This window comes from Streptomyces sp. SID13726 (assembly GCF_010548375.1).
GTDB lineage: Bacteria > Actinomycetota > Actinomycetes > Streptomycetales > Streptomycetaceae > Streptomyces.
This window is the reverse complement of the sequence record NZ_JAAGLY010000007.1, coordinates 431,347-443,494: the sequence shown is the minus strand read 5'-3', so window position 1 is coordinate 443,494 and position 12,148 is coordinate 431,347. Positions and strand designations below refer to the sequence as shown.

At 72.1% G+C, this 12,148-nt stretch carries 9 protein-coding genes; 5 read left to right on the top strand and 4 right to left on the bottom strand.

Features of this window, described 5'->3' with window-relative positions; all coding sequences use genetic code 11:
* Nucleotides 1-270: 270 nt before the first annotated feature.
* Complete coding sequence (locus G3I78_RS21710) at nucleotides 271-669, top strand: DUF3040 domain-containing protein (protein WP_164427056.1); 399 nt, start codon at nucleotides 271-273, stop codon at nucleotides 667-669.
* A gap of 205 nt (nucleotides 670-874) precedes the next feature.
* Here G3I78_RS21710 and G3I78_RS21705 read toward each other — a convergent pair whose 3' ends face one another.
* The 4 genes from G3I78_RS21705 to G3I78_RS21690 form a co-directional block, all read right to left on the bottom strand.
* Entirely contained in the window at nucleotides 875-3,283 is a 2,409-nt protein-coding gene (locus G3I78_RS21705) for a DUF3488 and transglutaminase-like domain-containing protein (RefSeq protein WP_164427054.1), read from the bottom strand.
* Nucleotides 3,283-4,650, bottom strand: a complete 1,368-nt coding sequence (locus G3I78_RS21700) for a DUF58 domain-containing protein (RefSeq protein WP_164427052.1) — start codon at nucleotides 4,648-4,650, stop codon at nucleotides 3,283-3,285. Before G3I78_RS21700 ends, G3I78_RS21705 begins: the two co-directional genes overlap by 1 nt.
* Nucleotides 4,650-5,684 (bottom strand): MoxR family ATPase, encoded by a 1,035-nt coding sequence (locus G3I78_RS21695; RefSeq protein WP_164427051.1) that lies wholly within the window; start codon nucleotides 5,682-5,684, stop codon nucleotides 4,650-4,652. Before G3I78_RS21695 ends, G3I78_RS21700 begins: the two co-directional genes overlap by 1 nt.
* Before the next feature lie 260 nt (nucleotides 5,685-5,944).
* Entirely contained in the window at nucleotides 5,945-6,490 is a 546-nt protein-coding gene (locus tag G3I78_RS21690) for a carbonic anhydrase (protein ID WP_239157945.1), read from the bottom strand.
* 420 nt (nucleotides 6,491-6,910) lie between these two features.
* On the opposite strand from G3I78_RS21690, the gene rsmH reads away from it, so the two are divergent.
* The 4 genes from rsmH (at nucleotide 6,911) to G3I78_RS21670 (ending at nucleotide 12,146) form a co-directional block, all read left to right on the top strand.
* The gene (gene rsmH / locus G3I78_RS21685; RefSeq protein WP_164427047.1) at nucleotides 6,911-7,867 is read left to right on the top strand and encodes a 16S rRNA (cytosine(1402)-N(4))-methyltransferase RsmH; all 957 of its coding nucleotides are present in this window, start codon (nucleotides 6,911-6,913) and stop codon (nucleotides 7,865-7,867) included.
* A gap of 42 nt (nucleotides 7,868-7,909) precedes the next feature.
* On the top strand, nucleotides 7,910-8,452 hold the full coding sequence (locus G3I78_RS21680) for a hypothetical protein (protein WP_164427045.1): 543 nt from the start codon (nucleotides 7,910-7,912) through the stop codon (nucleotides 8,450-8,452).
* 5 nt (nucleotides 8,453-8,457) lie between these two features.
* Nucleotides 8,458-10,434, top strand: coding sequence for a penicillin-binding protein 2 (locus tag G3I78_RS21675; protein ID WP_164427043.1), 1,977 nt, complete (start codon nucleotides 8,458-8,460; stop codon nucleotides 10,432-10,434).
* Nucleotides 10,435-10,625: 191 nt separating this feature from the next.
* Nucleotides 10,626-12,146, top strand: a complete 1,521-nt coding sequence (locus G3I78_RS21670; RefSeq protein WP_164427041.1) for a UDP-N-acetylmuramoyl-L-alanyl-D-glutamate--2,6-diaminopimelate ligase — start codon at nucleotides 10,626-10,628, stop codon at nucleotides 12,144-12,146.
* Nucleotides 12,147-12,148: the final 2 nt, after the last annotated feature.

Genomic DNA, 12,148 nt, shown 5'->3' with positions numbered 1-12,148 from the left:
CCTGCGCCGTAGTGCTGATCAGGTACTTGATGGCACATGGAGTACGCCACAGGCCCCCCGATCGGGCGCTCAGCGCCGTATGATCGAGGGAGACCGCCCGGCATGACGGGACGGCCGCTGGGGAATGACAAGATTCAGCGACCGGAGCGCTCATGGCGGATTCCGGTTGGCCAATTGGCGCAGAGGGGCGGGTTTCACGGGGGCGATTCCCTGCCTATCCTGAAGGGACCCCCCGAGTCGCCCCGGCGACTGCACGATGAGGAGGACGACGTGCCGCTCTCGGAGCACGAGCAGCGAATGCTCGAGCAGATGGAGCGAGCGCTGTACGCCGAAGATCCCAAGTTCGCGACAGCGCTTGAGGGAAGCGGGCTGCGTACGTACACCCGGCGACGGGTCTACCAGGCGGTCGCCGGCTTCCTCGTGGGTATCGCGCTCCTCATGGCCGGTATGGTCGCCAAGCAGGTGTGGCTCAGCGTGGTGGGCTTCCTGGTGATGCTGGGCTGTGCGGTACTCGCCGTGACCGGCTGGCGCAAGGCCCCCAAGCCGGGCGAGCAGCCCGCAGCGGGCGCCCCGCACGCCCGTCGCCAGGGACGCCAGAAGCGCTCGATGATGGACCGGATCGAGCAGCGCTGGCAGAAGCGCCGAGACGAACAGCAGGGCGGCCAGTAGCCGAATCGGCCACTCCCGCGGAGCTCTCGCTCGCACAGAACTCCTGAGGGGGTGACCCACCCGGCCGGGTGGGTCACCCCCTCACGTATGCCCTTGAAACGTATGCCCTGGAACCGAAACGCCCGCCCGCGAAACGCCTGCCCTCGGGCTGAGCTGCGGACTTGAGCCGCGGACCGAGCCGCCGCGGGGTGCCCCGCGGCGGTTTTCAGCCTTCCTGACCGGACGGCTTGCGCAGCGTCGGACGGGCCGCCGCCACCCGGGTGGCGACCCCGTTCCACCACTCCGACAGCGCCCACACCACCCGTGCGGTCGAACGGGGCGCGACCAGTGCACGCGCCCGTGTGCCGCGGCTGACCGACTCGCGCAGCCCGCCGATCACCCGGTAGACGTCCTGGGCGAGGCCCGCCGTCGGCCGGGGCCGCGGGGCGTAGAGCACCTGCTCCACGGCGTCCGCCACCCGGTGAACCGAGGCCGCGGCCGTCGGGTCGAGATGGCCGAGCCGCACGATCCGCGCCGCCGCCTTCCGCGGCGTCTGCGAGTCGTCCGGCGGGATCCCGAAGTCCCACGCCGTGTCCGTCAGCTCCTGCCAGGCCGCCAGGGCGTGCGCGGCGGCGTCCGCCTCGGTGCGGCCGTGTCCGCCCAGCCGCACCGACCGGGTGCGCAGCCGCACCAGCATCGGTGACAGCGGGATCAGGAGCACGGCCAGCCCGACGACCACCCAGAACAGCAGCTTCAGATACCACCAGGGCCCCTGTACGGCCCACCACGGGCCGTTCCCGCCCCCGCCCGCCGCGGCCGCCGGGGAGGCGCTGTCGCAGGCCTCCAGCTTCCGCAGCTGGGCCGAGCAGCTCTCGCTCGCCGAGGGCGAGGCCGACGGCTCCGTGGACGTCCCGGCGGACGGCCGCGCCACACCGGGGTCCACGCTGCCGGAGGACTCCGGGACGGTGTACGACGGCACCGTGCCCCGGGTCGGGGTGGGCTCGAAGCGGGTCCAGCCCACGCCCTCGAAGTACAGCTCGGGCCAGGCGTGGGCGTCCTTGAGCCCCACCGACACCGTGCCGTCCGCCTGCGGGGTGCCGGGCGCGAAGCCCACCGCGACCCGGGCCGGAATGCCCAGGGAGCGGGCCATCGCCGCCATGGCGAAGGAGAAGTGGACGCAGAAGCCCTGCTTGTCCCGCAGGAAGTTGGCGATCGCGTTCGGCCCGTCGCCGACCTGCACCTGGGTGTCGTACTCGAAGCCGCCGTTCACCGCGAAGTAGTCCTGGAGCGCGACCGCCTGCTCATAGGCGTTCTTCGAGCCCGCGGTGACCTCGCGCGCGGTCTTGGCCACCACCGAGGGCAGCGAGTCCGGCAGGTCGGTGTACTCGCGCTCGATGGTCGGGGGCGCCGACGGCGCCGAGGCGAGCTGCTCGGCCGTCGGTTCCACGTCCAGGCTCTTGACCTGGTAGGTCAGCCCGCGGGTGTTCTGGCCGTGGTCCCCGACGAGGGCCATGCCCTGGGGTTCGTAACGCCAGTTGCCCGCGACCTTGACACCACTGGGCGGATACGGCATCGGCAGGTAGTTCTGCTGGTACCAGTTCGCCGCCGAGATGGTGGTGTCGACCTCCGTGCGCTTGACGCCGGTACCGAGGCCGACCGGGGTGGGGAAGTCGTCCGGCACGGCCGTGATGGAGCGCTTGGAGGGCTTCCAGGTGCGGCCGTCGAAGTCGTCCAGGGAGACGATCCGCAGGTACAGGTTGGAGATGTCGTTGCTCTCGGTCCGAACGGAGAGGACCTGGCGGTCCTCGTCGACGTTCAGGTTGTCGCGCAGGGACAGCAGCGGGTTCACCGCCGAGATGGTGCCGCCGCTGCCGTTGCCCGCGCCCACTCCGGTGCCGGCCGCGTCCAGGAGGCCGCCGGTCATCGAGGGCAGGCCGAGCGGCACCACCAGGGCGATGCCCAGCGCGACCACGCCGATCCGCCGCCCGGTCCGCACCGGCGCCACCGGGCCGGACTCACCGCCCGGGGCGCGGGCCGCCCCGCCGAAGACGCGGCCCCACTGCGAGAGCCGGTCGCGCCCCTCGGCCAGGAGGAGCAGCAGATAGCCGGCGGCCGCGATCAGGAACCACAGCCAGTCGGCCCCGCCGTCGGACAGGCCCGCGGCGACGGAGTACAGCGCGAGCAGCGGCAGACCGGCCGGGGCCGCGCTGCGGAAGGTCACCGCCAGGGTGTCCACCGCGAGCCCGATGACCAGGACACCGCCCAGGACCATCAGCCGGATGCCGTCGGACTCCAGGGGCGCCGGGATCGCGTACCGCGCGATGTCGTCGCCGCCCTGTTGCAGCAGGTCCCCGAAGTGCATGAACGCGCTCGGGCCCGGGATCAGCCCGAAGAGGGCCTGGTCGCGGGCGAAGAGCAGGGTCAGGACGACCAGGGTGACGATCGCCTGGGCCGCCACGGTCAGCGGACGGGCCAGGGGTATCCGCCGGGTCCCCGCCCCCACCAGCGTCTGCACGCCGAGCAGGAAGGCGGCCTGCACGATCCAGGTGACCGGCTCGACCAGCGGCAGCAGGGAGCACGCGGCCATCAGGGTGGCCGCCCACGCGCACAGGGCCAGCCGGGCCCGCCCGCTCATCACGACGCCTCCCCGGCGCCGGCCGCGCCGACGCCCGTGCGCTCACGGTCCGCGAGCCGCCACAGCTCTTCCAGCGAGGTGCCGCGCGGCACGCCCAGTGCCGTCCAGCCGGCCTCGCGCAGCATCCGCAGCCGCTCCTCGTGCTCGTCCGCGGGGCCGGGCACATCGGTCGGTTCCCGCACCCAGCCCTCGCTGTCCAGCACGAAGGCGAGCGCGCCCCCGCTGCGCTGGCGCATCTTGGCGACCACTGTGGCCTGCTCCTCGTCGAGGTCGCCGAAGAAGGCCACCAGCAGTCCTTCGTTCCCGCTGCGCAGTACGTCGTACGCGCGCGACAGGCCGGTGCCGTCGGAGTGGTCGATCACCGCGAGGGTGTCCATCATCAGCCCGGCCGCGTCCGCGGTCTCCTGGCTGGCACCGGCGAAGCCGTCGGCGCCCTCGCCGGGCACGGAGTTTCCGGTGTCCGTCAACAGCCGTACGGAAAAGCCCCGTTCGAGCATGTGCACCAGGACGGAGGCGGCTCCCGAGACGGCCCACTCGAAGGCCGAGTCGGGGCCCGCGCCCGCGTAGGCGAGGCCCCGGGTGTCGAGCAGCACCGTGCAGCGGGCGCGCTGCGGCTGCTCCTCGCGGCGGACCATCAGCTCGCCGTAGCGCGCGGTGGAGCGCCAGTGCACCCGGCGCAGGTCGTCGCCGTAGCGGTAGCCGCGCGGGATCACGTCGTCCTCGCCGGCCAGGGCCAGCGAGCGCTGGCGTCCGTCGCCGTACCCCTTCGCCTCGCCGCTCAGCCGCACCGGCGGCAGCGCCTCCACGCGCGGGATCACGGTCAGGGTGTCGTACGACGAGAAGGACCGGGTCAGCTCGCACATCCCGAACGGGTCGGTCAGGCGCAGCTGGAGCGGGCCCAGCGGGTAGCGGCCGCGCAGGTCGGAGCGGACCCGGTAGGACACCTCGCGGCGGCCGCCCGGCTCGACCCGGTCGAGGACGAAGCGGGGGCGCGGGCCGAGGACGTAGGGCACCCGGTCCTGGAGCATCAGCAGGCCGGTGGGGAGCCGGGAGACGTTGTCCATCCGCAGATGGACGCGGGCCTCGCTGCCCGCGGGCACGCGCGCGGGGGAGAGCCGCCGGCTGCCCGCGACCCGGTAGCGGGTGCGGTAGAGCACGGTGGCGCACACCAGGGGCAGTACGGCAAGCAGCAGGCCGACCCGGAGCAGGTCGCTCTGGCCGAGGACGTAGGCGCAGATCGCCGCGGCGATGCCGGCGGCGAAGAAGGAGCGGCCCCGGGTGGTCAGGCCCGCCAGCGCGGTGCGGATCCCGCCCTTGTCGCCCCGGTCGGCCTCGGGGCCGCCGGCCGAGGGCACCCCGGTGGACATCACAGGCTCCGCGGCGGCTGCTGCGGATACGCGGGCGCGGTGCGGCCGATCCCGAGACCGCCCTGCTGGGGCGCGGCCGGGACCGGGGTGCGCTGGAGGATCTCCTGCACGACCTGCTCCGAGGTGCGCCGGTTCAGCTGGGCCTGGGCGGTGGGCAGCAGACGGTGGGCGAGGACGGCCACGGCGAGCGCCTGGACGTCGTCCGGCAGCGCGTACTCCCGGCCGCTCAGAGCGGCGGAGGCCTTGGCGGCGCGCAGCAGGTGCAGCGTCGCGCGCGGGGAGGCGCCGAGTCTGAGGTCGGGGTGGCTGCGCGTGGCGGAGACCAGGTCGACCGCGTACCGGCGGACCGGCTCGGCGACATGGACGCCGCGGACGGCCTCGATGAGCTTCACGATGTCGTGCGCGTGGGCCACCGGCTGGAGGTCCTCCAGCGGGCTCACCCCGCCGTGGACGTCGAGCATCTGGAGCTCGGCCTCCACGCTGGGGTAGCCGACCGAGACCCGGGCCATGAAGCGGTCGCGCTGGGCCTCGGGCAGCGGGTAGGTGCCCTCCATCTCGACCGGGTTCTGGGTGGCGACCACCATGAAGGGGCTGGGCAGCTCGTAGGTCTGGCCGTCGATGGTGACCTGGCGCTCCTCCATCGACTCCAGGAGCGCCGACTGGGTCTTCGGCGAGGCGCGGTTGATCTCGTCGCCGATCACGATCTGGGCGAAGATCGCGCCCGGTTTGAACTCGAAGTCCCGGCGCTGCTGGTCCCAGATCGACACGCCTGTGATGTCCGAGGGCAGCAGGTCGGGCGTGAACTGGATACGGCGCACCGAACAGTCGATGGACCGCGCCAGCGTCTTGGCCAGCATGGTCTTGCCGACGCCGGGGACATCCTCGATCAGAAGATGTCCCTCGGCGAGCAGCACGGTCAGCGAAAGCCGTACGACCTCGGGCTTCCCCTCGATCACGCCCTCCACCGAACTGCGAACCCGCTCCACGACGGCGGTCAGATCAGTGAGGCTCGCTCGATCGTCATAGGTGGTCACCCGGCCCTCCTCGGCCCGTACTTTCCGGGCCGACGCTCTGTGATGCGTAACCGGCCCACCCCGAATCACGGACACCACGCGTGAAAAGTTCCGCGCGACGCCACACCCGCATTCTTGCTGCCGTTACCGATTCGTGTCACTCGACTGTGGACAACTGGCTGCACTATGTCGGGTCTTACGGCGGTTTGGGCACCCCGAGGGCCGAAATCAACAGCGAAACGACAGCTACGGCGGCCGGTCGCACGCGATCCCCGGCGGTCCTACGCGGGGTCGATCTCGCGCAGCAGGCCCGTCTTCACGTCGAACACGAAGCCGCGGACGTCGTCGGTGTGCAGCATGAAGGGCGAGGTGCGCACCCGCTGCATGGACTGCCGTACGTCCTGGTCGACGTCCCGGAAGGCCTCCACGGCCCACGCGGGACGCTGGCCGACCTCCATCTCCAGCTCGGTGCGGAAGTCCTCGGTGATCGCCTCCAGGCCGCAGCCGGTGTGGTGGATGAGGACCACGCTGCGGGTGCCGAGCTTGCGCTGGCTGATGGTGAGCGAGCGGATCACGTCGTCGGTGACCACCCCGCCGGCGTTGCGGATGGTGTGGCAGTCGCCGAGCTCCAGGCCGAGCGCGGCGTGCAGGTCGAGACGGGCGTCCATGCAGGCCACGACGGCCACGTGCAGAACGGGGCGGGCGTCCATCCCGGGGTCGGCGAACGCGGAGGCGTACCGCTCGTTCGCGTCGACGAGGCGGTCGGTCACGGTGCCGCCGCGTATGGCGCCTTCGGATGCGGTGGTGGCGGATGCGGAAGTCGTCATACCCACGACGGTACTGGTCACCGCCGTTCCGGTCTTGTGGTGAGAAGGGAAAAAGAGCGTCATCACGTGCACTTTGTGAGCTAAGCCACATGAGTGGGGAGGGTGCGCCCGGTCGGGTGATTTCCCCCGGTCCGCGGCTTCGTCCCCGGGCCGGACCGCGACGCGCAGGCCGGTTGATTGACCGCGAGACGGCGTGGACTAAAGTGACGCGAAGCGGGAGGCGAGGCCTCCCTGCTGGACTTTCCCCCGGAGACCCCGGCGACTTTCCGGAGCTCTCCCCACGTGCGCGGCGCGTACGTACGGCTCGGCCTCCTCCCGCTCCCGGTCGGCTGACGCTTCCGGCGCCGGCAGGTCACCCTTTCATCAGCGGGCCGGGGACCCGGCGGTGCGTCCGGGCCCCGCCGGACCTGAGAGGGCCCCTTGAGCCAGAGTCGACACGTCCCGGTGATGCTCCAGCGGTGCCTGGACCTGTTGGCCCCCGCCCTCCAGGAACCGGGAGCGGTCGTCGTCGACTGCACGCTCGGCCTCGGCGGCCACAGCGAGGCCCTGCTCCAGCGCTTCCCGGAGGCCCGGCTCGTCGCCCTCGACCGCGACAAGGAGGCGCTGCGCCTGTCCGGCGAGCGGCTCGCGCCCTTCGGCGAGCGCGCCACCCTGGTCCACGCGGTCTACGACGAACTCCCGGACGTGCTCGACCGGCTGGGCATCGCGCGCGTGCAGGGCGTCCTCTTCGACCTCGGGGTCTCCTCCATGCAGCTCGACGAGGCCGACCGCGGCTTCGCCTACGCCCAGGACGCCCCGCTCGACATGCGCATGGACCAGACGACCGGCGTCAGCGCCGCCGAGGTCCTCAACACCTACCCGGCGGGCGAACTCGTCAGGATCCTGCGGGCGTACGGCGAGGAGAAGCAGGCCAAGCGGATCGTGTCCGCCGTCGTGCGCGAGCGCGACAAGGAGCCGTTCACCAACAGCGCGCGGCTCGTCGAGCTGATCCGTGACGCCCTGCCGCAGGCCGCCAAGCGCACCGGAGGCAACCCCGCCAAGCGCACCTTCCAGGCGCTGCGCATCGAGGTCAACGGCGAACTCTCCGTCCTGGAGCGGGCGATCCCGGCCGCGGTGGCGGCGCTCGCCGTGCACGGCCGGATCGCCGTGCTGTCGTACCACTCGCTGGAGGACCGGCTGGTCAAGCAGGTGTTCGCGGCCGGCGCCGCCAACACCGCCCCGCCCGGGCTGCCCGTCGTCCCCGAGCAGTACCAGCCCCGGCTCAAGCTGCTCACGCGCGGTGCCGAACTTCCCACCGAGGAAGAGATCGCCGAGAACCGGCGGGCGGCACCGGCGCGCTGCCGGGGCGCCGAGCGAATCAGGGAGTCCATCGAATGAGGCACGTAAGTGAGTTGGGGAACCGGACTCACTGGAGGGTGTGTGAGTAGGAAACCCGAACTGAAGGGGAGGGCGGCCCGTCTCGCGCGCCTCTTCCCCGGCCCGACGGGCTCCGGACAGGCGGCCCGTACCCCGTTCGTGCTCCTCGTGGTCCTGCTGCTGGGCGGCGGCCTCATCGGGCTGCTGGTGCTGAACTCCGCGCTCAGCGAAGGGTCGTTCAAGCTCGACGACCTCCAGCGGGACACGAAGAGCCTCACCGACGAGGAACAGGCGCTCCAGCGGGACATCGACGCCTACTCCGCGCCCGACGCCCTGGTGCGCCGCGCCCACGAACTCGGCATGGTGCCCGGCGGCGACCCGGCCTTCCTCGATCCCGACGGCACCGTCAAGGGCGTCCCGTCGCCCGCCTCGGGAGCCGAACCGGCCTCCGTGCGGATGCCTCTCGTCCTCGCCCCCGAGGCGATCGGCAACCAGGCCGCGCCCACGCCGACGGACAGCCCGAGCCCGGCGCCGGAGGAGAGCACCGTGCCCGCCCCCTCCGAAGTCCCGCCCTCCGCGAATCCGACCCCGACCCCCGGCAGGTGACGGAAGTGTCCGACGACTTCGGCAGGCAGCCGCCCCGCCGCCGCGTGCCCGGACCCGCGCGCCCCGAGCGCTCCGCCCGCCCCGTGGGCCGGCCGCGCCCGGGCCCCGGCGCCCGCCCGGCCCGGCGCCCCGCGGCGCCCCGGGCCGCGGCCCCCAAGACGATCCGGCTGGGCAGTCCCCGCCCCCGGCTGCGCCTGGTCGGCCTCGCGCTGACCCTGGTGCTGGCCGCCTTCGTCGTACGACTGCTCCAGGTGCAGGCCGTCGACGCGAGCACGTACGCGGCCAAGGCCGAGCAGAACCGGTACGTCGGCTACACGCTGGCCGCCGAGCGCGGCGGGATCACCGACCGGGACGGCGTGGCCCTCGCGACCAGCGAGGACGCGTACGACATCACGGCCGACCCGACGCTGTTCACCCGCAAGCAGCTGAAGGTCGACGACGGTCCCGAGCAGGCGGCCGCCCTGCTCGCCCCGATCCTGGGCCAGGACCAGGAGACGATCGTCAAGAAGCTGCGGCCGGCGGACAAGAAGCTGCGCTACGTCCTGCTCGCCAACCGGCAGACCCCGCAGGTCTGGAAGCAGATCAAGGACCTGAGGTCCGCGCTCGCGGCCAAGTCGGAGACCGACCCGGGCACGGCCAACGTCCTCGCGGGCGTGCTCTCGGTGCCGACGACCAAACGCGTGTACCCCAACGGCGACCTCGCCGCCGGGATACTGGGCTGGGTCAACGCCGACGGCAAGGGCGGCGGCGGGGTCGAGCAGCAGCTGAACAGCCTGCTGGCCGGCAAGGACGGCAAGATCCGCTACGCCCAGTCCGGCGGCCGCCAGGTGCCCACCGTGGGCTCCACCGAGACGCCCGCGGTGCCCGGCAGCGACGTCGAGCTCACCATCGACCGGGACATCCAGTGGGCCGCCCAGCAGGCCATCACCGACCAGGTGAAGGAGTCCAAGGCGGACCGCGGGTACGTGATAGTGCAGGACACCCGGACCGGACAGGTCCTGGCCATGGCCAACGCGCCCGGCTTCGACCCCAACGACCTGTCGAAGGCGAGTTCGGTGAACATGGGCAACGCGGCCCTCCAGGACGCCTACGAGCCCGGTTCCACCGCCAAGATCATGTCGATGGCCGCCGTACTGCAACAGGGCGTGGCCACCCCGCAGACGCACGTGATCGTGCCCAACCGGCTGCACCGCGGCGACCGGCTCTTCAAGGACGACATCGACCACCCGACCTGGTACCTCACGCTCAACGGCGTGCTCGCCAAGTCCAGCAACATCGGCACCATCCTGGCGACCGGCCAGCTCGGCAGGACCCAGGCGCAGGCCAACCAGGTCCTCTACTCCTATCTGCGCAAGTTCGGCCTCGGCAGCTACAGCGGCCTCGACTTCCCCGGCGAGACCCCGGGCATCCTCGCCAAGCCCGCCGACTGGTCGACCTCGCAGCAGTACACGATTCCTTTCGGCCAGGGCGTCTCCCTCAACGCGATGCAGGCCGCGTCCGTCTACTCGACGATCGCCAACGGCGGTGTCCGGATCGAACCCACGCTCGTGCGCGGCACGAAGGGACCCGACGGACGCTTCACCCCGGCCGCGAAGCCCAAGGAGACAAGGGTCGTCAGCGCCAAGACGGCCAGGACCCTCGCCCAGATGCTGGAGTCCGTCGTGGACGACCAGGAGGGCACCGGCACCAAGGCGCGCATCCCCGGCTACCGGGTCGCGGGCAAGACGGGTACGGCCAACCGCGTGGATCCGGCCACCGGCAAGTACAAGGGCTACACCTCGTCGTTCGCCGGATTCGCGCCCGCGGACAAGCCCCGGATCACCGTCTACTGCGCCATCCAGAACGCCACGAAGGGCAGTTACTTCGGCGGCCAGATCTGCGGGCCCGTCTACAAGCAGGTCATGGAGTTCGCCCTGAAGACCCTCCAGGTCCCGCCCACGGGGGCGAAGGCCGCGAAGCTGCCCGTCACCTACTCGCCCTGATCAGCGGCGCCTCACCACCTCGTCCGCACCTCGGAAAGGCCACCAGGAACCACCTCGTGACGACGATCACCTCCGACGCCGGGAACCAGGGCGCGCCCCGCCCCTCACTTCGCTCCGAAGCGGGTGCGCCCGGTACGCTCACCGCCGTGCCACACGCTGATCAGTCCCAAACCACCCAGAAGGGCGCACCCGTGACCTTTCCGGGACCGCCCCGGCCGGTCCGGGTCTCCGCAACACCCCTCGCGGAGCTCGCCGATCAGCTGGGTGCCGCCAGGCCGGAATCCGCCGCCGAGGTCACGGGCATCACCCATGACTCGCGCGCGGTACGCCCCGGCGACCTGTACGCCGCCCTCCCCGGTGCCCGGCTGCACGGCGCCGACTTCGTCACCCAGGCCGTCGGCCTCGGCGCGGTCGCGGTGCTGACCGACCCGACGGGCGCAGAGCGGGCCGCCGCGACCGGACTTCCGGTCCTGGTCGTCGACGACCCGCGCGCGGGGATGGGCGAACTGGCGGCCACGATCTACGGCCACCCGGGCCGGGACCTGCTCCAGATCGGCATCACCGGTACCAGCGGCAAGACCACCACGGCGTACCTCGTCGAGGGCGGTCTGCGCACCACCCGCAGTACCGGGCTCATCGGCACCGTCGAGATGCGCGTCGGCGACGAGCGCATCAAGTCGGAGCGCACCACCCCCGAAGCCACCGACCTCCAGGCCCTGTTCGCGGTCATGCGCGAGCGCGGTGTCGAGGCGGTCGCCATGGAGGTCTCCAGCCACGCGCTGGTCCTCGGCCGGGTCGACGGCTGTGTCTTCGACATCGGCGTCTTCACCAACCTGAGCCCGGAGCACATGGAGTTCCACTCCGACATGGAGGACTACTTCCAGGCGAAGGCCCAGTTGTTCACGCCGAAACGCAGCCGTCTCGGCGTCGTCAACCTCGATGACGAGTACGGCCGCAGGCTCGCCAAGGAAGCCACGGTCCCGGTCGTCACCTTCTCCGCCGAGGGCCACCCCGACGCCGACTGGCGTGCCGCGGACGTCCAGGTCGGCCCGATGGACTCGACGTTCACCGTGATCGGCCCCGAGGACGAGCGGATCACCGCCAGGTCGCCGCTGGCGGGCCCGTTCAACGTGGCGAACACCCTCGCCGCGATCGTCGCCCTGGCCGCCGCGGGCCTCGACCCGCAGACCGCCGCCGACGGCGTCGCCGCGGTGCCGGGCGTGCCGGGCCGGCTGGAGCGCGTGGACGCCGGACAGCCCTACCTGGCGGTCGTGGACTACGCCCACAAGACGGACGCCGTCGAATCGGTCCTGCGCGCCCTGCGCAAGGTCACCGAGGGCAAGGTGCACATCGTGCTGGGCTGCGGCGGCGACCGCGACCGGACCAAGCGCGGGCCGATGGGCGCCGCCGACGTCCTCCTCGCCGACACCGCCGTACTGACCTCCGACAACCCCCGCTCCGAGGACCCCCTCGCGATTCTCGCAACCATGCTCGAGGGCGCGGCGTCCGTGCCAGTACACGAGCGCGGCGAGGTCCAGGTCTTCGAGGACCGGGCCGCCGCGATCGCCGCAGCCGTCGCCCGAGCACGGCCCGGAGACACCGTGCTGGTCGCGGGCAAGGGCCATGAGCAGGGCCAGGACATCGCCGGGGTGGTCCGTCCCTTCGACGACCGCCAGGTGCTTCGAGAAGCCATCCAGAAGACCCAGGGATGAAC

What these genes read in the sequence shown, in the direction of transcription:
- G3I78_RS21705 (WP_164427054.1), bottom strand. Translation starts at nt 3,283, where the DNA reads ATGAGCGGGCGGGCCCGGCTGGCCCTGTGCGCGTGGGCGGCCACCCTG.
- G3I78_RS21700 (WP_164427052.1), bottom strand. Translation starts at nt 4,650, where the DNA reads ATGTCCACCGGGGTGCCCTCGGCCGGCGGCCCCGAGGCCGACCGGGGC.
- G3I78_RS21690 (WP_239157945.1), bottom strand. Translation starts at nt 6,490, where the DNA reads ATGACGACTTCCGCATCCGCCACCACCGCATCCGAAGGCGCCATACGC.